21 protein-coding genes are annotated in these 24,915 nt (G+C 63.7%); 14 read left to right on the top strand and 7 right to left on the bottom strand.

From position 1 onward, the window contains the following. Positions 1–75 precede the first annotated feature (75 nt). A complete protein-coding gene (gene hemH, locus AO684_RS18165) occupies positions 76–1,161 on the bottom strand; it encodes a ferrochelatase (RefSeq protein WP_054304149.1) in 1,086 nt (361 codons plus the stop codon). Between the two features lie 53 nt (positions 1,162–1,214). Beyond that, complete coding sequence (locus AO684_RS18160; protein WP_054304148.1) at positions 1,215–2,030, bottom strand: methyltransferase domain-containing protein; 816 nt, start codon at positions 2,028–2,030, stop codon at positions 1,215–1,217. A gap of 34 nt (positions 2,031–2,064) precedes the next feature. On the opposite strand from AO684_RS18160, the gene AO684_RS18155 reads away from it, so the two are divergent. Genes AO684_RS18155 through AO684_RS18140 form a run of 4 tightly spaced genes read left to right on the top strand, consistent with a single transcriptional unit; the run spans position 2,065 to position 4,367 of the window. Beyond that, positions 2,065–2,787: a double zinc ribbon domain-containing protein gene (locus AO684_RS18155; protein ID WP_054304147.1), complete on the top strand. Its 723-nt coding sequence runs from the start codon at positions 2,065–2,067 to the stop codon at positions 2,785–2,787. Positions 2,788–2,832: 45 nt separating this feature from the next. Then, positions 2,833–3,090, top strand: a complete 258-nt coding sequence (gene grxC / locus AO684_RS18150) for a glutaredoxin 3 (protein ID WP_054304146.1) — start codon at positions 2,833–2,835, stop codon at positions 3,088–3,090. A 3-nt stretch (positions 3,091–3,093) separates the two neighbouring features. Beyond that, complete coding sequence (locus tag AO684_RS18145; RefSeq protein ID WP_054304145.1) at positions 3,094–3,924, top strand: carbon-nitrogen hydrolase family protein; 831 nt, start codon at positions 3,094–3,096, stop codon at positions 3,922–3,924. Continuing rightward, a complete protein-coding gene (locus AO684_RS18140; protein WP_054304144.1) occupies positions 3,924–4,367 on the top strand; it encodes a MarR family winged helix-turn-helix transcriptional regulator in 444 nt (147 codons plus the stop codon). Before AO684_RS18145 ends, AO684_RS18140 begins: the two co-directional genes overlap by 1 nt. A gap of 41 nt (positions 4,368–4,408) precedes the next feature. On the opposite strand, the gene AO684_RS18135 is transcribed toward AO684_RS18140, so the two are convergent. Beyond that, entirely contained in the window at positions 4,409–5,533 is a 1,125-nt protein-coding gene (locus tag AO684_RS18135; protein WP_108130383.1) for a polysaccharide biosynthesis/export family protein, read from the bottom strand. Positions 5,534–5,654: 121 nt separating this feature from the next. On the opposite strand from AO684_RS18135, the gene AO684_RS18130 reads away from it, so the two are divergent. The 7 genes from AO684_RS18130 (at position 5,655) to AO684_RS18100 (ending at position 13,304) form a co-directional block, all read left to right on the top strand. Further along, the gene (locus tag AO684_RS18130) at positions 5,655–6,500 is read left to right on the top strand and encodes an NAD(P)-dependent oxidoreductase (protein ID WP_054304142.1); all 846 of its coding nucleotides are present in this window, start codon (positions 5,655–5,657) and stop codon (positions 6,498–6,500) included. Continuing rightward, positions 6,497–7,120 carry a sugar transferase gene (locus AO684_RS18125; RefSeq protein WP_054304141.1) on the top strand — a complete coding sequence of 208 codons (624 nt, stop codon included), beginning with the start codon at positions 6,497–6,499 and terminating at the stop codon, positions 7,118–7,120. The genes AO684_RS18130 and AO684_RS18125 overlap by 4 nt, the downstream gene beginning before the upstream one ends. Before the next feature lie 139 nt (positions 7,121–7,259). Continuing rightward, on the top strand, positions 7,260–9,179 hold the full coding sequence (locus AO684_RS18120) for a nucleoside-diphosphate sugar epimerase/dehydratase (protein ID WP_108130591.1): 1,920 nt from the start codon (positions 7,260–7,262) through the stop codon (positions 9,177–9,179). Between the two features lie 60 nt (positions 9,180–9,239). Then, a complete protein-coding gene (locus AO684_RS18115) occupies positions 9,240–11,405 on the top strand; it encodes a YjbH domain-containing protein (RefSeq protein ID WP_054304140.1) in 2,166 nt (721 codons plus the stop codon). Further along, positions 11,402–12,070, top strand: coding sequence for a YjbF family lipoprotein (locus AO684_RS18110; RefSeq protein ID WP_054304139.1), 669 nt, complete (start codon positions 11,402–11,404; stop codon positions 12,068–12,070). Before AO684_RS18115 ends, AO684_RS18110 begins: the two co-directional genes overlap by 4 nt. Positions 12,071–12,147: 77 nt before the next feature. Next, positions 12,148–12,360, top strand: coding sequence for a hypothetical protein (locus tag AO684_RS18105; RefSeq protein ID WP_054304138.1), 213 nt, complete (start codon positions 12,148–12,150; stop codon positions 12,358–12,360). Between the two features lie 83 nt (positions 12,361–12,443). Next, the gene (locus AO684_RS18100) at positions 12,444–13,304 is read left to right on the top strand and encodes a YihY/virulence factor BrkB family protein (protein ID WP_054304137.1); all 861 of its coding nucleotides are present in this window, start codon (positions 12,444–12,446) and stop codon (positions 13,302–13,304) included. On the opposite strand, the gene AO684_RS18095 is transcribed toward AO684_RS18100, so the two are convergent. The 4 genes from AO684_RS18095 to AO684_RS18080 all read right to left on the bottom strand — a co-directional run bounded on the left by AO684_RS18095 (position 13,298) and on the right by AO684_RS18080 (position 21,452). Continuing rightward, complete coding sequence (locus AO684_RS18095) at positions 13,298–17,119, bottom strand: translocation/assembly module TamB domain-containing protein (protein WP_054304136.1); 3,822 nt, start codon at positions 17,117–17,119, stop codon at positions 13,298–13,300. The genes AO684_RS18100 and AO684_RS18095 overlap by 7 nt on opposite strands. Then, complete coding sequence (locus AO684_RS18090; RefSeq protein WP_054304135.1) at positions 17,119–18,888, bottom strand: autotransporter assembly complex family protein; 1,770 nt, start codon at positions 18,886–18,888, stop codon at positions 17,119–17,121. The genes AO684_RS18095 and AO684_RS18090 overlap by 1 nt, the downstream gene beginning before the upstream one ends. 245 nt (positions 18,889–19,133) lie before the next feature. Next, positions 19,134–20,039 carry a LysR family transcriptional regulator gene (locus tag AO684_RS18085; protein ID WP_054304134.1) on the bottom strand — a complete coding sequence of 302 codons (906 nt, stop codon included), beginning with the start codon at positions 20,037–20,039 and terminating at the stop codon, positions 19,134–19,136. 135 nt (positions 20,040–20,174) lie between these two features. Then, positions 20,175–21,452 carry an ROK family transcriptional regulator gene (locus AO684_RS18080; RefSeq protein ID WP_054304133.1) on the bottom strand — a complete coding sequence of 426 codons (1,278 nt, stop codon included), beginning with the start codon at positions 21,450–21,452 and terminating at the stop codon, positions 20,175–20,177. 213 nt (positions 21,453–21,665) lie between these two features. On the opposite strand from AO684_RS18080, the gene xylF reads away from it, so the two are divergent. From xylF to AO684_RS18065, 3 genes are all read left to right on the top strand, one after another. Next, the gene (gene xylF, locus AO684_RS18075) at positions 21,666–22,691 is read left to right on the top strand and encodes a D-xylose ABC transporter substrate-binding protein (protein WP_054304132.1); all 1,026 of its coding nucleotides are present in this window, start codon (positions 21,666–21,668) and stop codon (positions 22,689–22,691) included. Positions 22,692–22,830: 139 nt separating this feature from the next. After that, positions 22,831–24,144, top strand: a complete 1,314-nt coding sequence (locus AO684_RS18070) for a sugar ABC transporter permease (RefSeq protein WP_054304131.1) — start codon at positions 22,831–22,833, stop codon at positions 24,142–24,144. A 12-nt stretch (positions 24,145–24,156) separates the two neighbouring features. After that, on the top strand, positions 24,157–24,915 hold the full coding sequence (locus AO684_RS18065) for an ATP-binding cassette domain-containing protein (RefSeq protein WP_054304130.1): 759 nt from the start codon (positions 24,157–24,159) through the stop codon (positions 24,913–24,915).

The raw sequence follows: 24,915 nt of genomic DNA, 5'->3' as shown, positions 1-24,915 counted from the left end.
TGACTTCACGTCATGGAAAGGGCGGCAGGGCGACCTGCCGCCTTTTTCATTTGGGCCGCGGGTAAAGCGGGCCGGTCAGACCCAGCCTGCCAGATTGTCGCGCACGACGCTCGCCAGTGCCTCGATATGGGCCGCATCGGCGTTCAGGCAGGGGATGTAGGTAAAGACCTCACCCCCGGCATGTTCAAAGCTTTCGCGGATCTCGCCGTTGATCTCTTCCAGCGTTTCGATGCAATCGGCGCTGAAGGCGGGCGCGATGACCGCGATCCGCTTCCTGCCCTGCCTCGCCAGCGCGGCGACATGCTCCACGGTATAGGGCCGCAGCCATTCCTCGGTGCCGAAGACCGACTGGAAGCTGGTGTCGATGCTGCTCTTTTCCCATCCCAGCCGCTCGCGCAGCAGGCGCGTCGTTTTCTGACACTGGCAGTGGTAGGGGTCGCCCTCCATCAGGTAGCGTTTCGGCATGCCGTGATAGCTGGCCACCAGCACATCGGGGCGATGATTCAGCGCGGCATAGGCGCGTTCCACCGATTGCGCCAAAGCCTCGATGTAAAGCGGATGGTCAAAATATTCGGGCACGGTGCGCACGGCGGGCTGGCGCTTTTCCTTCATCAGCGCGCGGAAGAACTGGTCATTCGCCGTGGCCGAGGTAGCGCCTGCGTAATGCGGGTAAAGGGGGAAGAACAGCACCTTTTCGCAGCCCGCCTCCACCATCGCGCGCAGGCGTGATTCGGTCGACGGGTTGCCGTAGCGCATGCAGAAATCCACCATGACCCGGTCGCCGAAATCGGCCCGCAATGCCTCGGCCAGCGCAGCGGTCTGATCCCTGGTGATGGTCATCAGCGGGCTTTCGCCCTTTTCCTCGTTCCAGATCAGCTTGTAATTCGCGCCGCTGGTGAAGGGCCGCTTGCTGAGGATGATCAGTTGCAAAAGCGGTTGCCATTTCCAGGCCGGGTAGTCGATGACCCGCCGGTCCGACAGGAATTCGTTCAGATAACGCCGCATCGACCAGTAGTCGTAGTTGTCCGGCGTCCCCAGATTGGCCAGCAGCACGCCGATCTTCGGGGCGCGCACCGGCGGGTGATCGGCAGGCGCATGGGCCAGACGGCCTTCGCCCGGCCGGATCAACCCGGCCACCGCATCGCGCAGCGCATCAAGCATCGTCTTCTCCTGCATTCGGTTTCGCGCCCCAGATAGTGCCATGGGGGCAGGGGTCAACTGTCGTTTTTCGTCGCACCTGTGCGGGCGGCGTTCAGTGCATCTTCCAGCCGCTGCACGGCCGAACCGGGGCGCAGCGGTTTTTGCTGGCTGTCATGCGGGCTCCAGCCAGTCAGGCAGATCACTTCGAACTGCGCCTCGATACGGCCATCGGCACCTGTTTCGTACCGCTGCGCGGCGTCCTGCAAAATCCTTCGCCGGGTAAACCGGCGTGACCTTTCGGTCATTGCATTGGCCTCGCCCATGGCGCGCAGGTCGGCCATCAGATGCAGCGCATCCCGATAGCTGACCCGGCGGGCAAAGCTGTCGGCGACCGGCAGGTTCAGCCCGGCGCGTTGCAGCAGCGCACCCAGATCGCGGATTTCGCCCATCGGCAACACGCGCGGTGACAGCCCGCCGGTTTGCGCCACCTCGGCTTCGGCCAGAGCGGCCCGCAAGGCCACCAGCGTCTGCCCGCCCAGAGTCAGGCCGATGAACAAACCGTCAGGGCTCAGGGCACGGCGGCACTGCACCAGTTGTCCGACCGGATCATTCGCCCAATGCAGTGCCATGGCGTGAATCACCAGATCGTGCGCACCGGGGACGAGGTTCAGCATCTCGTCATCGGGCACGATCTTCGCGTCCGGCAGGACGCCAGCCCAGATTTCCGCGAAAGGCGTCACAATGGCGGGTTTCGTAAACTGCCTGTTAACCGCAGCGAGTCTTTCCTGAACCTCGGTGACGGCTTCGTCATGCAGGAACAGCGCGTCGGGGCGGGCGCGGCGGCGGTTGCGGGCAAGGGCTGGGCGATCAACAAGCTGGGGCGGGGTCATGCGGGCTCCTTTCCGCGGACCATAGGAGGGTCGGATGGGAATGCAAGCGGCTGTGCAACTGGTTTACCCGCCACAGTGCCTCAGTTGCGATGCGCTGGTGACTACGGATTTTGGGCTTTGCGCACGTTGCTGGCGGGAAACGCCGTTCATCGCGGGGCTTGTCTGTGATTGCTGTGGCACCCCCTTGCCGGGCGAAGAGGGCGGCGCACCCGTGCAATGCGACGATTGCCTGACCATTGCCCGGCCCTGGGGGCGGGGGCGGGCGGTGATGCTGTACCGCGACAATGCGCGACGGCTGGTCATGGCCCTCAAGCATGGCGACCGGCTGGATTTGGCCCGGCCCGGCGCGCAATGGCTGCATCGCGCAGCGGCCCCGCTGTTGCAGCCCGATACATTGCTTGCGCCGGTACCGCTGCACTGGCTGCGTCTGTTCCGGCGGCGCTACAACCAGTCGGCGTTGCTGGCGGCGGGGCTGGCCCGGCTGGCCGATCTGCCGCATTGCCCGGACCTTCTGGTACGCCGCCGCAATACCCGCAGTCAGGAAGGGCGCGACCGGGAGGGGAGGTTCCGCAATTTGGAAGAGGCGATCCGGGTCAACGAGCGACGGCGCTGGCAGATGGAAGGGCGGCCGGTTCTGCTGGTGGATGATGTGATGACCTCCGGCGCCACGCTGGGGGCCTGTGCCGATGCCTGTCTTGCGGCGGGGGCCGCGCGCGTGGATGTGGTGGTGCTGGCACGCGTTGCGAAAGACGGATGAATCCCTATAGTCTTGCCGCAACTGCGAGACTGAGCGGACCTCATCATGAAAACTGTCGAAATCTACACCACCCCGACCTGCCCGTATTGCCTGGCGGCCAAGCGGCTGCTGACGCGCAAGGGCGCGGCTTTCACCGAAATCGACGTGAGCCGCGACCCTGATCTGCGGGCGGCAATGACTGACCGGGCGAACGGGCGCCGCACTGTGCCGCAGATTTTCATCGGCGGGCAGCATGTCGGTGGCAGCGATGACATCCACGCGCTTGACCATGACGGCAAGCTTGATGCCCTGCTGGCGGGTTAGGCGATGCGGGTTGCGCTTGTCCAGCTGACGGTGACCGATGATCCGGCTGAGAACCTGCCGGAAACGCTCGCCTTCCTGCGCATCGCGGCAGAGGGTGGCGCCGATCTGGTGCTGACGCCGGAATGCACCAACATGCTCAGTTCATCGCGCGAACATCAGCGCGCCACGCTGCGGCATGAAGACGATGATCCGACGCTGGCTGCTATTCGCGCCGAGGCGAAGGCGCTTGGCATCTGGGTGCTGATCGGGTCTCTGGGGCTGCTGACCCAGGATGCGGACGGGCGCTTTGCCAACCGCTCCTTCCTCATCGGGCCGGAGGGTGAGATCGCCGCGCGCTATGACAAGATCCACATGTTCGACGTGAACGTGACCGAGACCGAGGTTTACCGCGAAAGCGCGGCCTACCGGCCCGGCGCGCAGGCGGTCGTGGCGGACATCCCGCTGGCAAAGATCGGCATGACGGTCTGTTATGATCTGCGTTTCCCGCATCTGTTCCGCCGTCTGGCACAGGGCGGCGCGCAGATCCTGACCGTTCCGGCCGCCTTCAACCACCTGACCGGGGCCGCGCATTGGGAGGTGCTGCTGCGCGCCCGTGCGATCGAGACCGGCTGCTTCATACTGGCGCCCGCACAGACCGGCTTCCACCCCGAAAGCGCGGGCAAGGGACGCAACACTTATGGTCACAGTCTTGCGATTGCACCCTGGGGCGAGGTTCTGGTGGATGCGGGCACCGATCCGGGTGTCACTTTTGTCGATCTCGACCTGACCGAGGTTGAAAAGGCGCGGGGCCGCGTGCCTTCGTTGTCACACGACCGCAGCTTCGACGGCCCGTGATGGCAGAGAAGACCGAAGATCTGGCGATTGCCCTGTTTGGCGAGCTGTTCATGGCCGATCAGCTTGCCCGCAACCGTTTGACCAAAGCGCTGCCCAAAGGGATGGAGCTGTCGCATTTTGGTGTGCTGAACCATCTGGCGCGCATTCAGGAAGAACGCACCCCGGCCCAGCTTGCGCGCAGCTTTCATGTCACGCGCGGCGCCATGACCAACACGCTGGCAAAGCTGGAATGGGCAGGCCACATCCATATCCGGCCGGACTGGGACGATGCGCGACGCAAGTTCGTTGCAATCAGCCCGTCGGGCCGGGCGGCCCGCGATGCGGCGGTGCAGGCGATTGCACCTCTTATAGGCGAGGTGGTGCAAGCCCTCGGCGCTGATCGCGTTCGCGCGGTGTTGCCCGTGTTGCGGGAACTGCGGACCAAACTGGAAGGCGCGGAATAGCCGCCCCGGAAAGGGCGGCCCGCGCAGGCTGGCCGTCCCGGTTATCTGACCAGACGATCCAGACGCGTGCTGATGCCGACGGCATCATAGAACAGACCAATGATCGTCTTGGTATTGGCCAGCGAGGTCTGGGTGGCCAGAACGAGATCGCGGTCCTGCACGAGGAATTCCCCGGCACTGAACAGCCCGTCGGCGGTGGTCAGGTCCAGCGCAAAGATCACGCGTTCCTTGCCGGGGCCACTGCCATCGCTGCGCAGATCGCCGGGTTTGTAGTTCCGCAGGATCAGCACGCTTTTGGGGTTGGCGCGGGTATCATTCAGGCCGCCAGCCAGTGAGGCGGCATCCAGCGCGGTCACCTTGTCATGCGGGAATGGGATCTGCGCCTCGCGTCCGGTGGCGCCCAGCGACAGGAAGTAGCGCGAATCGTCCTCGACATAAACCTTGTCGCCCCCGCGCAGCGTCGTATCCTGCGAAGGGCTTTTCAGCAGGCTTTCCGCCGAGGTCGCATAAAGCTTGCCGCCCCGCATCAGGCGTACCTGCGGGTTTCGCAGGCTCTTGGTGATCCCCCCGCCCATAGCGAGCAGGCTCAGGACCGTGAAATCGCGATCCGGCATGACATAGTTGCCCGGAGAATTTACGCCGCTGACCAGATCGACCGAGCTTTCACGTCCTGCGTGATGGCTGAGTTGAACCTGGGCAGAGGGGATGATCTGCGAAAACTCGGCCTGTATCGTATTGCGCGCCCGGTCGGGGGACATCTTCGCGACATAGACCTGATCGACGTAGGGCAGGAACACCTCACCCGCAGGTGACACGCGGATGCCCTTCATCTCGACCACCTTCTGACCCGACTGGGTCAGAAGCGAGCTGTCGCCGTTGTCCCAGATGGCGAGGTCAAGCGTGTCGCCCGCCTCGATGATCTGCGAACTGGGGCCCTTGGTGCGTGCGATCCAGCCGCCCGCCGGGCTTGCGCCGCGCGTGGGCCAGGACGAAAGCTGCGGAAGCGTCGCGCGGGTCACGGGATAGACGGCGAAATCTGCGTCTTCCTTGTCGGCACCGGCAAGGATCTGACCGGCATTCGGACCGCCCGCCGGAAGGTCGCCACAGGAGGCGACCATCCCGAGGCTGGCTGTAGCCAGGCAAAGCCTAATCGCAAATTTCCGCATCAATATCTCCGATCGGGCCGCACCTGGCAGGGTGGACTTTGACAGCGGTTGCAAGATACTGGGGTGAGGCCGGGGGTTCAACAGCCTAGTTTGGTCCGGTGAATTTGACGGCAAGGCTGCGATGATCTGTGTCTCAGGGGCTTCAGGGCGACTCGGCTCCATTCTGCGGGCAACCTGGGCGCGCGCGGATGTGGTCTGGAGCCGCCGGCTCGCCGGGGAAGGCTGGCTCGCCTGGGACATGATGACAGAGCCATTCCCCGCATCCGGCACCGATCTGCGGGGGGGCGTGATGCTGTCTCTGGCCGGGGTGGTTCCGGCGCCGGGCGCTGTGCTGGCTTCGAACATCCAGATTGCGCTGGCGGCCTGCGAGGCGGCACAATCTGTTGGCGCGCGTCATGTTTTCCTGGCATCTTCCGGTGCGGTTTATGGCCCCGGGGGCCTCGAATCGGTGCCTTTTGCGGAAACCGCCTTGCCGCATCCGACGTCTGAATATGGCGCGGCGAAGCTCGCGGCAGAGCGGGAGGTGGCCCTTTGGCAGGCGTGCCATCCCGGGATCTGTGTCACCCATCTGCGGATCGGAAATGTCGCCGGGGCGGATGCGGTTCTGGGGCGTCCGCTGGATGTCCTGCGTCGGATCGACCCGGTTCCGGGGTCTGCCGGAGGGCCATTGCGGTCCTATATCGGGCCGCAGGGCTTTGCCCGCGTCCTGTCCGGGCTGTGCGATCTGGCGCTTTCCGGCGGCAATATTCCGCCGATCCTGAACATCGCCGCGCCGGGGGCTGTGGCCATGGGTGATCTTCTGACCGCCGCCGGGGCCGACTGGGAGACGGGTCCGGCCAATGCTGCGGTCATTCCGGCGGTGGTTCTTGCCACCGGGCAGCTGGAGCGTCTGTTGCCCGGGGCGGCGGGAAGCGGAAGCGTCGATGATCTGGTGGCGGACTGGCGGATCTGGAGGGAGCGGGCATGACCTGGGGCAAGAGGCTGTTCGATCTGGGGCTGGCGCTGCTGTTGTCGGCGGTTCTGGCCGTGCCTTTCACGCTGCTGCTTCTGGTGCTGTTGATCCGGGACGGTCGGCCGGTTTTCTACGTTGCCGAGCGGATGAAGGCGCCGGGGGTGCCGTTCCGGCTCTGGAAGCTGCGCACCATGACCGCCGCACGGCAGGACAGTGGCGTTTCCGGCGGTGACAAATCTGCCCGGATTACGCCGACCGGGCGGTTCCTGCGCGCCACGCGACTGGATGAAGTTCCACAATTGTGGAATGTGATCCGGGGCGACATGAGTTTTGTCGGGCCGCGCCCGCCGCTGCGCCTCTATGTCGAGCGCTTTCCCCGGCTCTATGCAGAGGTGCTGCAAAGCCGCCCCGGAATTACCGGCCTGGCCTCGTTGCATTTTCACCGGCACGAGGAGTACCTGCTGTCGCGCTGTGGCACTGCGGAGGAGACGGATGCGGTCTATGCGCGCCGATGTGTGCCCAGAAAGGCCGCGCTTGATCTCATTTATCAGCGAAATCAGAGCGTGTGTTTCGACCTTGTGTTGCTCTGGCGTACCGGCTCGGGCGTATTGTTACGCAAAATGCTGGGAAAATAGGCTGAATCGCGCGAAAACGGGGCAAAGCCGCCATGGCCCGGCTTGTTGGACGTGTCGGCTTCAGGTAGTTTTCCACCGACTATCCCGGTTGGCCTCCTGCGAGTTCGCCTGTCGCTGCGCCGAGCAAGAAGGTTGTTGAATGAACATTATCAGACGCGGCCTTTATGCCTTTCAGTCGGGGCTGAGCCGCAAGAACAAGCAATTTGTTTTGTTCATGATCGACGCCATTCTGCCGCCGGTCATTCTGGTATTGGCCATCGCGGTTACCTACAACGGCTTTTCCCTGTTCACGCGACTGCCGCAGGTGTTTTACCTGCTGCCCGCGCTTTCACTGACCGGCGGGGCGGTCTCGGCCTGGCTGGGTATTCCGCGCGTTCAGCTCAAGTCGTTCGAAACGACGGCAATGCTGCGGACGGCGCTTTACTCCGTGCTCGTGACGGCGGTTGCCGCCGTGATCTCGCGTTTTGTCATGCCCGGTTTCGGCGTGGCGGGCATCACGATCTACGGCTTGATGCTGTTTCTCGCCGCAGTCAGCGTCCGGCTTGGCATGCTGCATCTGCTGCTGTGGGTGCTGCGCAATGGCCAGCCCAAGCATCGCGTGCTCATCTATGGTGCGGGGACGACCGGGGTGCAGCTTGTCGCGGCGCTGCGCGCGCACGAGCGGATCGTGCCGGTGGCTTTCATCGACGACAACGAGGCGCTGCATTCGATGACGGTGGCGGGGCTGCGCGTGCTGCCGCCCTCTGATCTGAAGGAACTGGTGGAACAGCGCGACATTGACCGCATCATTCTGGCCATGCCGTCGGTCTCTGCGCCCAAGCTGGCACGACTGACACGGAATTTGCGGCAGATGGGCCTCAAGGTGCAGTCCTTGCCGTCCTTCGCCCAGCTTGTCGGCGAGGAAGAGCTGATTGACAACCTGTCGCCTGTTGCGCCGGGGCAGTTTCTTGGGCGCGATCAGGTGGGTGACATGCTGGCCGAGGGGGAGCAGGCCTATCGCGGCAAGGCCATCCTGGTTTCCGGCGCGGGCGGTTCCATCGGGTCTGAACTCTGCCGCCAGCTTATCCCTTGCGGACCGGCCTGTGTGGTGCTGTACGAAGTCAGCGAGGTCGCACTTTATACGATCGAGCGCGAGTTGCAGGAACTTGCCGCCGGCACCGGGGTGGAGATCGTGCCGGTCCTGGGTTCTGTCACCGATTCGCGGCTGACCCGTATGGTGATCAACGATCACAGGATCGAGGTCGTGTTCCACGCCGCAGCCTACAAGCATGTGCCGTTGGTCGAGATCAATCCGCTGGCCGGGCTTGCCAACAACGTTCTGGGCACCCGCACGCTGGCGGAAGCGGCCAATGATGCCGGGGTGGGGCGGTTCATCCTGATTTCCTCTGACAAGGCGGTGCGCCCCACCAATGTGATGGGAGCCTCCAAGCGCCTGGCCGAGCTGGTCGTGCAGGATATGGCCAAACGCTCGCGCGGGACGCTGTTCTCGATGGTGCGCTTTGGCAATGTTCTGGGGTCGTCCGGTTCCGTCATTCCGCTGTTTAAGGAACAGATCGCCAAGGGCGGCCCGGTCACGCTGACACATGAGGATGTGACCCGTTATTTCATGACGATTTCCGAAGCCTCGCGTCTGGTGCTGCTGGCAGGCTCTTTCTCGGATGCCGAAACCTCGCGGGGCGGGGATGTCTTTGTGCTGGATATGGGCAAACCCGTGCGTATCCGCGATGTTGCGGTGCAGCTGATCAACGCCGCGGGCTATTCCGTGCGCGATGACGCACACCCCGAGGGTGATATCGAGATCGTCGTGACCGGCCTGCGTCCGGGCGAAAAGCTGCATGAGGAACTGCTGATCGGTGCGGGCCTGCTGACTACGCCGCATTCCAAGATCCTGCGCGCCCGCGAAGACAGCCTGTCCGAACTTGAGATGGCCAAGGCCCTGCGCGCCCTGCGGTCGGCGATTGCCGTCGGCGACCATGACGGCGCGCGCCGGGTCATCAAGACCTGGGTGCATGGCTACAGGGCACCTGTTCAGGAAACGATCCGCGCAATACGTCGGTGACAGATTGTTGAGCGCGAACGATTGCCTTAAACTGCCGCGGATAGCATAGGCGGAGCGACGATGAGTGCATTCAAGACCCCGGCGGGAAGGTTCCTGCTTGCGACCTCGGTGGTTGCCCTTTGCGCCTCGGGATTTGCGGTTGCGGAAACCGCGCCTTCGCTGAACTTCTACGGCGCGACCGGCCTGATCGACATGCCCTCGGGCGAGGCGCAGCCGGATGGCAACCTCACCGTTTCGAGCGGCCATTTCGGCCCGATCAGCCGCACGACGCTCAGCTTTCAGGTGACGCCGCGCATCTCTGCCAGCTTCCGGTTCCTCGGTATCCGTGACTGGAACAAGAACAGCGCCTGCCAGCCGAATTGCAATTCAGGCATTGATCAGTTCGACATCTACTATGACCGTTCGTTCGACCTGCGCTACAAAGTGCTGGATGAAAGCCGGTATCTGCCTTCGGTTACCGTCGGCTTGCAGGATTTCGCGGGGACGGGGATCTTGTCCGGCGAATATATCGCAGCCACCAAACATATCACCCCGAGCCTGAAGGCTACGGTTGGCGTCGGCTGGGGACGGCTGGGCAGCTATGGGTCGATGGGGTCGCCTTTCGGCCCGCGTGACCCGATTGACGTTGGTGAAGGCGGTAAGGTGAACTTCGGCCAGTGGTTCCGTGGCCCCGCCGCGCCTTTCGCGGGCGTGGAATGGCAGGCGACCGACCGGCTGTCGCTGAAGGCCGAATATTCGTCTGACGATTACGGGCTGGAGGCTGACAAGCGCGGTACCTTTGACCGCAAGAGCCCGCTGAACTTCGGCGCGGAATACAAGCTGAGCCCCTGGATCACCCTTGGCGGCTATTACATGTACGGCAGCGAACTGGGCTTTGCGGCGCATTTCCTGATGACACCGGGCCAGCGTCCGCTGGGCGGTGTGAAGGATGGCGCGCCCGATCCGGTGAAGCTGCGGCCGTCGCGGTCGGTCGATGCCGATGCCTGGTCGCCGGAATGGGTGACGCAGGAAGGCGCTGCACCCATCTTCATCACCAATCTGAACAAGCGGCTGAAGCAGGACGGCATCGTGGTCGAGGCCATCGGTTACAGCGCCAACACCGCCGAAGTGCGCATCCGCAACAGCCGCTACGACGCCGAGGCGCAGGCGATTGGCCGGGTGGCGCGGGCGATGTCGCATGTGATGCCGGCCTCGGTCGAAGTCTTCGAGATCGTGCCGCTGGCGAATGGCATGCCTGCCTCGCGTGTGAAGGTGCGCCGTTCCGATCTGGAGCGTCTGGAATACGATCCGAACGCCAGTGCGGCCATGCAGAATGCAGTCACCGTGTCGAACCCCGGTCAACGGGCACCGAACCTGACCTACGACCCTGATCTGTACCCGAACCTGTCGTGGTCCATCGCGCCCTATAACCGGGTACGGCTGTTTGACCAGCGCTCGCCGTTCAAGATGGACGTGGGGCTGCGGTTCGCAGGCCGGTATGAATTCGGGCCGGGCTGGGTGTTGCAGGGGTCTGCCACCAAGAAGATCGCGGGTAACCTGGACGAGCCGCCGCCTGACATCACGACGGGCCTGCAGCCCGTGCGTTCCGACGTCGACCTGTATGACGCCAACGCCGACCCGGCGCTGGAAAGCCTGTCGGTATCGAAATACGCCTATCTTGGCGGTGATGTGTATGGCCGCGTCTCCATCGGTTATCTGGAGCGGATGTTCGGTGGTATCTCGGGCGAGGTGCTTTACAAGCCGGTCAACAGCCGCTGGGCCGTCGGGGCAGAGCTGAACTATGTTGCGCAGCGCGATACGGACGGGCTGTTCGGGTTCAGCGAGTATGATTACCGCGTGGCGACCGGCCATATCTCGGCCTATTACACCTTTGCGCCGGGCTTCCATGCGCAGCTGGATGTGGGTCGCTACCTGGCGGGCGACGTCGGGGCTACGCTGGCAGTGGACCGCGAATTCTCGAACGGCTGGCGTGTGGGGGCATTCGCCACCAAGACCAACGTCTCGTCTGAAGATTTCGGCTCCGGCTCTTTCGACAAGGGGATTCGCCTGGAGGTTCCGCTGACCTGGGGCACCGGCAGCCCGTCGCGGCGGAAGTATGAAACGGTCATCCGTCCCTTCGGCCGCGATGGCGGCGCGAAGCTTGATATCGACGGGCGCCTGTACGAGACGATTCGCGATTATCAGGACGCAGGCATTCAAGAGCAGTGGGGACGATTCTGGAAATGAAGCTGCTGAAATCTGCCCTTGCCCTGCTGACCGCCTGTGCCGTTCTTGCCGGTTGCAGCAGCGACAGCGAATCCGGTTCGCCGCTGGTCTCTACGGCGAAGAACCTGTCCTCCGCGATGCTGAAAAAGCGTTCGGCGGGTGCCGCCGCGCCAGTCACCCGTGCGGATTTGGCCAAGCTGAATGTCCCGGTCATCAAGGGAGAGTTGAAGAGCGGCAATTCGACCATCTATCTTGTGCCGATCGCGCGGAATGGTGCCGTCGACACCTGGTCGACCTCGGATGACCTGACCATTTCGTTTCGGGATGGCGTGATGCTGACGACGCGGGGATTCGGTCCCGACATCATGCAGGCGGTCGTTCCGAGCCGCGCTCAGCTGGCTTCTGGTGGCGGTTCACACCGCCGGAGTTATTTCTACCTGGACGGTGCCGATAAAATGCACCGCTTCGATTATGATTGCAGCGTTTCGGTGATTGGGGGGGAAACAATCACTGTGGTAGGACGGCAACATTCGACCCGTCATGTGGCAGAAACCTGCCGGGGCGGGGGGCGTGAATTCACCAACGAATACTGGTTCGAAGGGGGTAATTTTATTAGGAAATCCAAAGAGTTGCTGGTCCCGGAATGGGGCTATCTTGAACTGGCCCGGGTCATTGACAACGGCTAGAGAATACTACTTACTTTGAGTGTCGCGTTGTGGTATCCGAATGCCCAATCGCCAAACAAAATGTCATGGAGAGACAGATGAAAAAGTTCGCTTTCGCCGCTCTGGCAACCGCTCTGACCGCTTCGACCGCTTTCGCCGGCGGCCCGGTCATCGTTGAAGAAGAGCCCGCCCCGGCTGTGGTCGTGGCTCCGGCTTCGTCGGGTTCGCTGGGTGGCGGCGCTGCTCTGGCCGCTCTGGCCGGCATCGTTGTCGTCGCCGCTCTGGCGTCGAACGACTCGGGCAGCCACTAATCCACGCCTCTCGGCGCGGACGAAAATCGTTCCACGGAAGGGCCCGGAAACGGGCCCTTTCCATTTTGTGCCCCTGATTACGGATGAAGATGCTCAAGCGACTGAAACGCAGACTGTTGCGCATCATGACGCGGGCATCACAGGCCAATCTGGGCATGGTGGCCGCCGGTGTGGCCTTCTTTGGCTTCCTGTCCCTGTTCCCGGCCATCGCATTTGTCATGGCGCTCTGGAGCTTTGCAGCCGATCCGACAGTGATCCGTGACGAGATGGCGCTGCTGGCCGATTTCCTGCCACAGGATGCCTTTTCCGTTCTGAACACCCAGGTCGAGGCGCTGCTGTCCGCAAGCAGTTCCAGCGAGCTGGGCTGGACCTCGATCCTGTCGCTGCTGGTGGCCTTCTGGTCGGCCCGCTCTGGCGTCGCAGGCATGATTTCCGGCCTGAATGCCGTGCACCATCACCCGGAGCGGTCAGGGCTTTACGCCATCCTTCTGTCGATGGGCCTGACCCTTCTGCTGGTGGTGATCGCGCTGGCGGCGTTGCTGGCGTCGATTGTCGTGCCCGTCCTGCTGCGGTTTCTGCCGCTGGGGCCTTTTGCGGCGCTGGTGCTGGATCTGGGCAATATGGCGCTTGCGCTGGGCCTTCTGGTGCTGGGGCTGGCGCTGACCTATCGCTTTGGCCCCAATCGCCCCGATCATATCGAGGTGCGCCTGTTCACCCGCGGCTTGCTGGTGGCCATGGTGCTGTGGTTCGCGGTATCACGCGGCTTTGTGCTCTATCTGGCGAATTTCAACAGCTACAACCAGGTTTACGGCTCCATCGGGGCCGTGGTGATCCTGATGATGTGGCTGTATTTCAGCGCTTATGCGGTGCTGCTGGGCTCGGCGGTCGATGCCGAAGCGGCGAATGTGCCAGAGCCGGGGTTGCCCCCGGCGCCGGATCAGTAATCTTTTTCCTTGAAGATCCCGATGCTGGTCTCGCCCTCACCACCGACGGAGCCGCGCAGCGTGACCGTCTTGCTGAGGTCGAGGTTCAGGTTGATCTTGGCCTGACCGTTCTGGTCCACCTCGATCTCGGTATAGGCCTTGGACGAGATGTATTTGCCCGCCTTCAGCGTGGTATCTCCCTGCGCATCGGTGCTGACATCCAGATCGTCGAGGCCAAAGCCCTTCCGCAGCTTGCCGATGATGCCATCGCCGCCCTTACCCGCAAGCGTTGCCACCGCGCTGGCCAGTTGCGCGGCCTGGAAGGCCGACAGCGAGGTCAGGTCGCGCCCGAACAGCAGATGAGACAGCACCTCTTCCTGCGGCAGTTCAGGCTGCGAAATGAAGGTGATCTTCGGGTCGGTTGCCTGCCCCTCGATCTTCACCGAACTCACGATCTCGCCATCGTCGTTGGAGGCGAGAATGCTGATGAACGGGTCGAAATCGCCCTGAAGCTGCAACAGCGCCTCGGACAGTGTCAATCGCTTGCCAAGGATGTCCAACCGCCCGCGTACCAGGTTGAAGCTGCCGGAGGGCACGACGTTGGCTGTGGTGCCTTGCAGGCGCAGTTCACCGCCCAGTTCGGCATCCAGCCCCCGGCCCCGGATGAACAGCCGCTGCGGCGCTGAAATGCGAAGATCGAGCGGATAGGGCCGCCCGCTGCCCGCCCCATCGCCCGCAGCCGTGTCCAGCAGCCCGGCGCGCGCGCGCGTGGCATGAACATCCGCAGGCTCCGACACATGGCGCAGCCCCTCCAGCCCGCCCGCAGCGCCGAGCCCGGTGGAGGGCACGACAAGCTCGGTCTCGCTGAGGTCGATATTGCCTGCGATCTGTGCCCCGCCGGTCAGCGGGCCCTGCATCGTGACCCTGCCGTTGATCCGCGTGGTGAAGAGTTGCGGGTCCTTCACGATCAGCTGCTGAAGCTGCACCACAAGATCGGCCACATAGGGCGCGGCGAGGCCGATGGCGCCGCCAATCAGGATATTGCCGCCCGAGGTCGAACTGCCGGACAGATCCAGCGCCGCGCGGCCGCCTGACAGGTTGATCGTGCCGTTGAAGCCGGTCAGGGCGGTCGGCAGTGACGGATCGCTGACACGGATGTCTGACAGGCTGATGCGACCGCTGAGTGAAGCGGGTTGCAGCGGGCCGCGCAGCGCCAGGTCATACCGGATGCCACCCGAAACTGTGCGCGGGTCGATGAAGGCATTGCCCAGCGCGGCCTGTGCCGCGCCAACAGCTGTCAGATTGGCGGTGCGGAAATCGGGGCTCATGGTGCCCTGCACCTTGGCGTCGATCCCGCCCGGCCCCTGGCCGGTCAGATCCAGCCGATAGCTGTTGCCGTCGTCCACGATCTGACCGCGAACTGACAGGCGGCCCGGAAACTCCGGCAAGAGTGTCGCAAGGTTCACCAGATCGGCGGTCAGGTTCACCTGCCGCGTGGCATCAGTGATATTGCCGTCTGCGGCGACACGCAGTTGCGGATTGTCCAGCGTGGCGGTGTTGACCTTGATCCGCCCGCCATCCAGCATCAGATCGGCGGCCAGTCGGGTTTCCCCCGCCAGAAGCCGGTCGGCCTCGGCCTGCCCTATGGCGAGGTTGCGGCCCGTCGCCTTCGCGGTCAGCTTGCCTGCTTCCGGTGTGCCGCTGAAGCTTGCCGTCGCGCTCAACGCGCCGCGATAGGCGCCGCCGAGGGCACGCAGGTCGCTGAAATCCAGTTCCGCGCTGACATCGCTGCCGGTCTTTGCCAGTGTGCCACGCGCCGAAGCCGCAAGACTGGCGGCCTTGATATCCAGCTTGCGCAGATCAACAGTCTCTCCGGCGATGCCCGCTTCTGCGGAGATGGCTGAGTCGCCTTTCAGCAGCGAGTCGGCCTCGGGAACGCCGATCTTCAGCGCGTTGCCCGTGCCATCGAAGGTCACGGTGCCCGCTTCTGGTGTGCCGGTGAAGCGCGCGCGCCCGGTCAGCCCGCCTCCATAGGGCCCGCCCAGCGCGGACAGATCGGTGAAATCCAGATCGGCAGACAGGTCACTGCCGCTGGTGGCCAGTTGGCCGCTGATCTTTGCGCGCAGGCTTGCCGCTGCAAGGTCAAGCTGCCGCACCCGCAGCCCGGTTTCGTCGCGGATTACCGAAAGGTCTATGGTGCTGGACCCGGCCAGCAGGTTGTCGGCCTCGGTGATGCCCGTGCGCAGCGCAGTACCGTTGATCTGGCCGGTCACGTCAAACTTGCCGCCCAGCAGGGCATAAGACCCGCCCAGGGTCATCTCTGCCCGGCCACCAACAGGCTGCCCGGCCAGCGCGGCAAAGCGGCTCAGATCATCGGCGCGCAGGTTGCCCTGCCCGGTGAGTGACAGCGCCTCCTCCAGCCCCGCAATGTTGACGGTGCCATCAAAGCTGTAGTCGGCCCCATTGAGCGCCAGTTTCGTCAGTTGCAGCGCGTCATAACCTTCGCGCCAGCGAAACCCGACGCTGCCCTTCACGCCTGCGCCCAGCGCCTGCGCCAGTGCAGGGTCCGTCGGTTCAATCCCGTCGGCGGTGATGTCGAAATCGCCCGAGACGGCGGGCTTGCCCTCTTCGCGGGTGATCAGGCCCTTGCCCGCGATTTTCGCCTCGCGCAGCTTCAGGTCGGCCCGGTCGAAGCCTGTCATCGCGATATCGGCAGTCCATGCCTCCGCCTCGGACGCATCGAAGCCGAGCGCGATATCGGCATGGGTGATCGAGGTCGGAATATCGGTGCTGAGCGGCAGCAGGACCGGCGCGCCATCCTGCCCCAGCGACCCGCGCAGGGCAAAGCGTTCGGGCAGCCCGTCCGCCGCCAGCGCCAGATTGCCCCGCAATTCGAGCGCCTGGGTGCGCAGCGTCAGATCATCGACCGTCAGCCGGCCATCCGCGGCCTTCGTGCCCTGGGCGGCCAGTTTCACATCATCGCCGAAGAATTCGGCGTATTCCGGCAGAAACATCGGGGCCGGATCGCCGCCCAGATCGGCCGTGAAGCGCATCCCGCCATCTGCGGCTTCAGCAAGCGTTACCTTGCCGGCAAGTCGTTCCGACCCGCCCGAGGCCAGCCGGATATCAGCCGCGTAGTCGGAAAGTGGGCCTTCACCTTTCACGGTGAGCTCGATTGCCGGATTGCCGGGCAGACCGATCAGCGAGGAAGAAATGCCGCCTGCGGCCTCTTCCACGGCCAGATCCAGCGCCAGAACATTTGTTTCATTGGCATAGCTGGCAGTCAGGGAGACATCGCCCGCAGGCGCGTCATCCGTCCGCCTGAGGGTCAGCGTGGCCTTGCCCTCGCCTCCGGCGAGGCTGGCTGAGGCATTCAGCGTCGCCTCGACCGGCTGGCCCAGCACGGTTGGCCCCAGGACGATATGGTCGGCGCCCAGGGTGCCGATCTCGACTGAAACGGGCAGATCGGGCAGGGCAAAGGCCGTGGCCTCGGGCGCGGGCAGGCTGGTATCGGCACTGGTCGCGGGCAGGCGGTCAAGCACGATCTCCGCTGCCGTCAGCCGGTCGACGGACAGGCGTCCGGTCAGCAAGGCCGACCGGCTCCAGTCCAGCACCACCTTATCCAGCGTCAGCCAGATGCCGGTATCATCGGCGATGGTCAGCTTTTCGATAGTGGCCTGTGACGACAGCGCCCCGGCAAAACCGGTGATCGTCACCTTGCGCCCGGCGTCGGAAAGGTTGTCCTCCAGCAGAGCGGTCAGCCAGTCGCGGTCATCCTGCTGTGCATGCGCCGCGAAGGGCAGGGTGCAGAGGGCGAGAACAAGGATGCGTTTCATCAGAAGGACTGCCCGATACCAACATAAATCTGAACGCCGTCGCCGGTGCTGCCCGCGACCGGGGCCGCGACATCCAGTCGGATCGGCCCGAAGCCCGTGTTGTAGCGCAGGCCGAGGCCGGCGCCTGCATGCCAGTCGCCGTAGGAATCGCCGAAATCGGTGGCGCCGATATAGCCCGCATCAGCGAAGCCAACGATCCCGATGGTGTCGGTGACGCGGGCGCGCACCTCTGCCGAAAGCGCCGCGAAGGCCATGCCGCCGATCTTTTCGCCGTAAAGCGCCTTCGAATCGATGCCAAGGGATTGATAAGGCTGACCCCGCACTGTGCCGCCGCCGCCCGAATAGAACAGATAGTCGCGCGGCGTGCCCAGAAGATCGCCGCCGAAGATCGCACCGACCTGCGCCCGAGCGGCAAGGGTGACGGGGCGCTTGTCGCCAAATGTCAGATAGGCCCTGCCGTCTGCCTTGAGCCGCGCGCCGCTGTCCGTGATGCCGAAACCCAGATAGGGACGCAGCTCGGTATCCAGGTAATAGCCTTCCCGCGCATCCATCTTGTTGTCGCGGCTGTCCCAGGTGGCGCCGATCGGCAGGGCGAGATGTTCGTAGGTATAAGAGGCGATGATGTCATCGACCTTGGCATAGGTGAATTCCAGTCCGACGCGCCCGGTCAGTTTTTCCGAGAAGTACTGGCTGAAGCCGATGCCAAGCGTGCCAATGTCGGCGGTGTAATCCTCTTCGTCCAGATGGGCCACCTTGGTTGAAAAGCTCAGGGTGGTATCCGGTGTCAGGGTTGCGGGACGATCAATCGTGACGCCCAGACCGTAGTCCACGCCACTGTTCTGCGCGCCGATATTGTCGATCTCGCCCTCGACCTTCAGCCGCTCGCCGCCGCCCATCAGGTTGCGGTGCAGCCAGTAGCCGGTCAGGCTCATCCCGTCGAGGCTCGCGATTTCGGCGCCGATGGAATAGCGGCGGCGCTTTTCCTCGACCACGGTGGCGGTGATACCGATAAAATCGGGCGAGGTGATGGTTTCATCCTCGGTCAGCGTGACCGAGCGGAACACCCCGGTACGGCGCAGCCGTTCCGCGCTGCGTTTCAGGGCGTCGGGGTCAAAGACCTCACCCTCCGGCAGGCCCGCGATCTTGTGGATGCGGCGCTCGCGCATCCTCTCTTCTCCCTCGATCTTCAGCTTGCCGAAGCGCAGTCTGGGGCCGGGTTGAAGGCCGACCCGTGCGGCAAGCGTGTTGCTGCGGTGATCGGCCACAATGTCCTGGCTTGCAACCTCGGCCTTGGCGTGGCCGTCGTCGCGCCATGCGTCAACGCCGGTCTGCACTGCCTCCTGCACCAGCCCGCTTTCGGCGGGTTTGCCGGGGGCGAATCCCTCGGGCATTTCGGTTCCGGCGGGAACCGGCGCGACGCGGGTTTCCGAGAATTTGAACGCCGGGCCGGGGTCGATGGTCACCCGGACCGATCCGATGGCCTTCGGCGCATCCAGCGGGGCGATGCCGGCGGCTTCCCGCCCGTCGATCAGGACGTGGACGACAGGCGAGTAATAGCCGGCCGCATAGGCGGCGCTGACCAGTCGGCCATATTCAGCGCGGGCTGCCGAAAACACATCTTCCGCGGCGGTCTTGCCTTCGGATTGCAGGCCCAGCAGGGCGGAGGCATTGCGCAGGTCTTTCTTCAGCCCGTCGGGGCCGGAAGTCACTGTAAATTCTACAGGTTCAAGCGCACCGGCCGGGGTGGCAAGGGCTGCAAGGGCGGTCATTCCGCCGATCAGGCCAACTACTGGAAACGAACGAAACCGGGCCACGCGCCTCTCCCCTGACAAGAGTTGCGAAAACTATCGCATCTTGTGGGGTGAACCACAATCGCCGCTATCCATGGGGCGGCGCAGGTTCCGGGGGGCGGGCGTTGATTCGCCGGTGCGTGCGGGTAAAACAGAAGGGCGGAGATCTTGCGATCTCCGCCCAGTTGGTCACCGCACCGTAAAGTCGTGCCGTCGCGTCGCCGTCACCAGTTATCCGGCCCCTTCTCGATGAAGCGGCGGGCGAGGAAGTCAATGAAGGCCCGGACCTTGGGCTGAGTGAAGCGTCCGGGCGGATAGACCGCATAAATGCCCAGCATTTCCACCGGCAGACCGGGAATCGCCTCTTCCACCTGACCCTTGCGCATTGCTTCGGCGCAGAGGAACGAAGGCAGGAAGGCAATGCCAAGCCCGGCAATCGCGGCATTCAGCAGCGACTGGCCATCGTTCACCGTCAGCCAGCCGTTCGAGCGCACCTGCCGCTTTTCGCCCGAAGGCGCCGTCACCTTCCAGACGTTGCCATTGGCCTGGTTGGAATAGTGCAACAGCTTGTGTTCGTTCAGGTCGTCGATCTTCAGCGGGCGGCCATATTTCTGGAAATAGCCGGGTGCCGCGATCATCCGCTTGGAGGTTTCGGTCAGCTTGCGGGCGCGGAGGCTCGAATCCTCCAACTCGCCCACGCGGATCGCCATATCGAAGCCTTCGGAGATCAGTTCCACATAGCGGTTGTTCAGCACCATGTTCACGGTGATTTCCGGGTATTCGGCCAGAAACTCGCCGAGAATCGGCGACAGGAGGTTCACGCCGAAGTCTGTTGCCACCGAAATCCGCAAGAGGCCCGAAGGCGCGCTTTGCATCGAGGTGACCAGCGCATCGGCCTCTCCCGCATCGTTCAGGACGCGGCGGGCGCGGTCATAATAGGCAAGCCCGATTTCGGTCGGGCTGACGCGGCGCGTGGTTCGGTTCAGCAGACGCGCGCCAAGCCGCGCCTCCAGCGCCGAAACGTGCTTGGACACGGCGGATTTCGAGATGCCCATCTTCTTGGCTGCATCCGTAAAACCACCCTGATCCACCACGGTGGCGAATGCTTCCATCTCGGTCAGTCTGTCCATTGTCGTCCCCATGCGTCTTATGCAGGTCCATGAGGGACTATTGGTTTCGAATTGGGGCGAGACAGGGGCAAGGACGCGACGAACCGGCGGTATATTGGCGGATCGTTCATGGCATGGCACCAATCCTGAGCCGGATTATTGTGCCGCCACCTCTCGCGACGGGGCCAGGAGGCGTTCGCTGACCTCATGCAGGGCCAGCGCCGCCGCGCCATGCGCCCAGAGCAGATCGCCCCAGGCGTGGATCTTGACCGGCGGTTTCGGGCGTCCGGTCGAGATGGCAAGCTGCTCCATCTCGGCCAGAGTTTCGGCGGCATACAGATAGTCGTAGCGCATCCGTTCCCCCGACAGGATGATCAGCGAGGGGTCGAACAGGTTCACCACATTTGACAGCCCGACCGCGAGATAGCGCCCGGCGCGGCGAAAGATCGACCGCGCGGCGGTATTGCCTGCCTTCGCATGGTCATACAGGCTTTCCAGAAGGACATTCATCGACTGCCCTTCCTTGTGCGCCCAGTTCAGCGCGGTGGTCGCCTCGCGTGCAAGCGCATAGTCGGCGACATAGGCTTCAAGGCAGCCGCGTTGCCCACAGCGGCACAGCGCGCCATCCAGTTGCACCTTGGTATGGCCAAGCTCCATCCCGAGTCCGCGTGCCCCGCGATAGATCCGGTGATTGATGACGCAACCCATACCGACGCCGTGTTCAATGGTGACCACGGCGAAATCGGCAAGGCTGCGGCCCGCGCCGAACCACAGCTCGGCCAGCGTCACCAGATTTGCGTCATTGTCGATATGCACCGGCAGGCCGATGCGCGCGGTGGCGGCCTGGGCCAGCGCCACACCCCGGTCCGCCAGAACCGAGGACCACATCACCATTCCCTGTTCGCAGTCCACAAAACCCGGTACGCCGAGGCCCATGGCCGAAAGATCGCGCGGGGTGATGCCCGCCTTGGTGCAGACGCGGTGCAGCAGGGTATCCATCGCGTCTAGCAGTTCGGGCAGGTTCATGGCGCCCGGTCGGCGCGGGATCACGTCGCCTGCGATCAGCTTGCCCGCGAAATCGACGACAACGGCAGTATGTTCGCGGTCCGAGAGTTTCATGCCGGCGACAAGATGTGCCCCGGCGCGCACGCCCAGCGCTACCGCAGGGCGACCACGACCGGGCTGGTCGCCGTCACGCGGGGCCGCGACCTCCTCAATCAGACCGCTTTCGATGAGTTCCTGCGTGATCGTCGTGACAGAAGCAGGCGAGACGGCCAGTTCCTTGGCGACCTGAACGCGCGGGATCAGCCCGGCGGCGCGTACCCGTTCGAAAACCTGCTGCCGCAGGGGGCGCGTCTGTTCGGAAAGCGGGGCAATCAGCGGGCCGCATCCAACCCGGTCCGGGGTCCGACGCTCGGGTTCATGCGGTTTCATTTATTTGACCTCCAAATAAAAACGCTGCATTGCGGCGCGTATGTGGCGGAATTTCTGCGCTGCGGCGTCATGTTTCGGTCTTGTTTTCAGCGTATCCAGTGTTTGACGATTATTTTTATTTTGACAACTGAAATTATTATGGGCAGTTTCAGGGCGTGCCGACGAATCCGTCGGACCGGCCATTCGCTGGCCGCATCCATAGGGAGGAGAAACATGCGTAATGCGCTGATCGCCGCGGTCGTGGCGGCTGCCGGGTTCAATTCGGCCGCGCTGGCCGAGGGGCTGACCATCGGTGTGAGCTGGTCGAACTTTCAGGAAGAACGCTGGAAAACCGATGAGGCCGCGATCAAGGGTGCGCTGGAAGCAGCGGGCAACAGCTATATCTCGGCCGATGCCCAGGCATCTGAGGCCAAGCAGCTGACGGATATCGAGGCGCTGATCACCCAGGGCGCCGATGCGCTCATCGTGCTGGCCTACAACAAGGACGCCATCGGCCCGGCCATTGAGAAAGCCGCAGCCGAGGGGATTCCCGTTGTGGCCTATGACCGGCTGATCGAAGACCCGCGCACCTTCTATCTGACCTTCGACAACAAAGGCGTTGGCAAAATCATCGCCGAGAAGGTCGTCGAGGCGGCGCCGAAGGGCAATTATGCCATCATCAAGGGCGATCCGGGCGACGCCAATGCGGGCTTCCTGCGCGAAGGCATGGAAGAGGTTCTGGCGCCGAAAGTGGCCGCGGGCGATATCACCATCGTGGGCGAGCAGTTCACCCAAGGGTGGAAACCCGAAGGTGCGCAAGAGAACATGGAGCAGATCCTGACCGCCAACGACAACAAGGTCGATGCGGTTCTGGCGCAGAATGACGGCATGGCCGGCGGCGCCATCGCTGCACTTCAGGCGCAGGGTCTGAATATTCCGATCGGCGGGCAGGATGGCGACCTCGCCGCGCTGAACCGCGTGGCGCGGGGCACCCAGACTGTTTCGGTCTGGAAAGACTCGCGTCAGCTTGGCGCCAAGGCGGCCGAGATCGCTTCGGCACTGGCCGGTGGCACCGCGCTGGATGCCGTTGACGGTGCGTCCAAGTTCTCGGGCGGGGAAAAAGGCGTTGAAATGAACGCCATCTTCCTCGCGCCGACCCCGATCACAAAGGAAAACCTGAATGTTGTGATCGACGCTGGCCATATCTCGAAAGAGCAGGCCTGCGAGGGGGCTGCCGACGACGTGGCGGCCTGCAAGTAAGACCTGCGTCGGCGGGGGTCTTTGACCCTCGCCGACTTTCATGGGCGGCGAGGCTGCCCGAGCTGCGACAACGGCCCGGCGGATATGGCCCTTCGCCTCGCCCGTCTGCACCCTTTTCACCGTAGTGCCGGACGATCCCATGTCATCATCCTCGAATACCCGCGCCGGAGCGACCTCCGGCCCCGTGTCCCGTTTCCTGAAAGCAACCGAAATCGACACCCGCCTGTTGGGCATGATCGGCGCGCTGTTGCTGATCTGGGTCGGCTTCCACCTTTTCGGTGTTTTCTTCAAGGGTTCGGGTTCGTTTCTGACCCCCCGCAACCTGTGGAACCTGTCGGTCCAGACCGCCTCTATCGGCATCATGGCCTGTGGCATGGTGCTGGTCATCGTCACGCGCCATATCGACCTGTCAGTCGGTTCGGTTCTGGGCTTCTGCGCCATGGTCATGGGCATCGTGCAGGCTCGCATCCTGCCCGAGTTTCTGGGGCTGGGTCACCCGCTGATCTGGGTGATTACGGCGCTGGTCGGCATGGCGCTGGGCGCGGCCATCGGGGCCTTCCACGGCTGGCTGGTGGCCTATCGGGGTATCCCGGCCTTCATCGTGACGCTGGGCGGCCTGCTGGTCTGGCGTGGCTTTGCCTTCCTTCTGGCGCGCGGTGAGACGATCTCGCCGCTGGACAGCACGTTCTCGCTGCTGGGCGGCGGGCCCTACGGGGCGATTGGCGCCATGGGAAGCTGGATCGTTGCCCTGATCGCCTGTGCCGCAATCCTGTGGATGTTGTGGAATGGCCGCCGCACCCGTGCGCTGCATGATTTCCCGCAACGCCCGGTCTGGGCTGAGGGCGTGCTGGCTGCGCTGGGCTGCGGTCTGGTGATCGGCGCGACGCTGCTGGTCAACGCCTATCCATGGCCCAAGGGAATCGTGCGCCAGTATGCAGCTGCAAATAATCTTGAAGTGCCCGAGGCGGGACTGTTCATCAGCCATGGCTGGGCCATCCCGGTGCTCATCATGCTGGGGGTTGGTGTGGTGATGACAGTCGTTTCCACCCGCACCCGCTTTGGCCGCTATGTCTTTGCCATGGGCGGCAACCCCGACGCGGCCGAGCTTTCTGGCATCAACACCAAATGGATGACGGTCAAGATATTCGCCGTCATGGGCTTCCTGACCGGCCTGTCCTCGGTCGTGGCCTCGGCCCGCCTGAACTCGGCCACCAATGCACTGGGCACGCTGGACGAGCTTTATGTCATCGCGGCGGCGGTCATCGGCGGCACCTCGCTGGCGGGCGGCGTCGGCACTATCTACGGCGCGATCATCGGCGCGCTGGTGATGCAGAGCCTGCAAACCGGCATGGTGCTGATCGGCTTTGACGCGGCGCTTCAGAACATCGTCGTCGGCTCGGTTCTGGTGCTCGCCGTGTGGCTGGACATCGTTTACCGCAAGCGCGCCAAGTAAGGGGGACGGAACATGACGAACAAGGGAACCCCGCTGGTGGAGATGCGCGACATCTCCATCTCCTTCGGCGGCATCAAGGCGGTCGATCATGTGACGATCGACCTGTATCCGGGCGAGGTTGTGGGTCTGCTGGGCCATAACGGCGCCGGGAAATCGACGCTGATCAAGTGCCTGTCAGGCGCCTACCAGATGGACAGCGGCGAGATTTTCATCAACGGCAACAAGGCCGAAATCCGCAGCCCCCGCGATGCGCGCGGTTATAATATCGAGACGATCTACCAGACGCTCGCGCTGGCCGACAACCTCGATGCCGCCTCGAACCTGTTTCTGGGGCGGGAACTGATCGGGCCGGGCGGCTTTCTGAACGACATCGCGATGGAGGCCGAGACCCGCAAGATCATGGGACGGCTGAACCCGAACTTCCGCAAGTTCAACGTGCCGGTTTCGGCACTGTCGGGCGGACAGCGGCAGTCGGTCGCCATCGCGCGCGCGGTCTATTTCAACGCCAGAATCCTGATCATGGACGAGCCGACCGCCGCGCTTGGCCCCCACGAGACGCAGATGGTGGCGGAACTCATTGCCGAACTGAAAAAGCAGGGTCTGGGCATCTTCCTGATCGAGCATGACATCCATGCGGTGATGGAACTGTGCGACCGTGCCGTGGTGATGAAAAACGGCCAGCGTGTCGGCACGGTGAACGTGAGTGATGTGACGGATGATGACATTCTGGGAATGATCATCCTGGGCAAGAACCCCCCACAGGCCTATTGA

Source organism: Gemmobacter sp. LW-1, from assembly GCF_001303875.1.
Taxonomy (GTDB): Bacteria; Pseudomonadota; Alphaproteobacteria; order Rhodobacterales; family Rhodobacteraceae; genus Gemmobacter; species Gemmobacter caeni.
The sequence above is the reverse complement of the archived record's forward strand: the minus strand, read 5'-3'. Positions and strand labels throughout refer to the sequence as shown.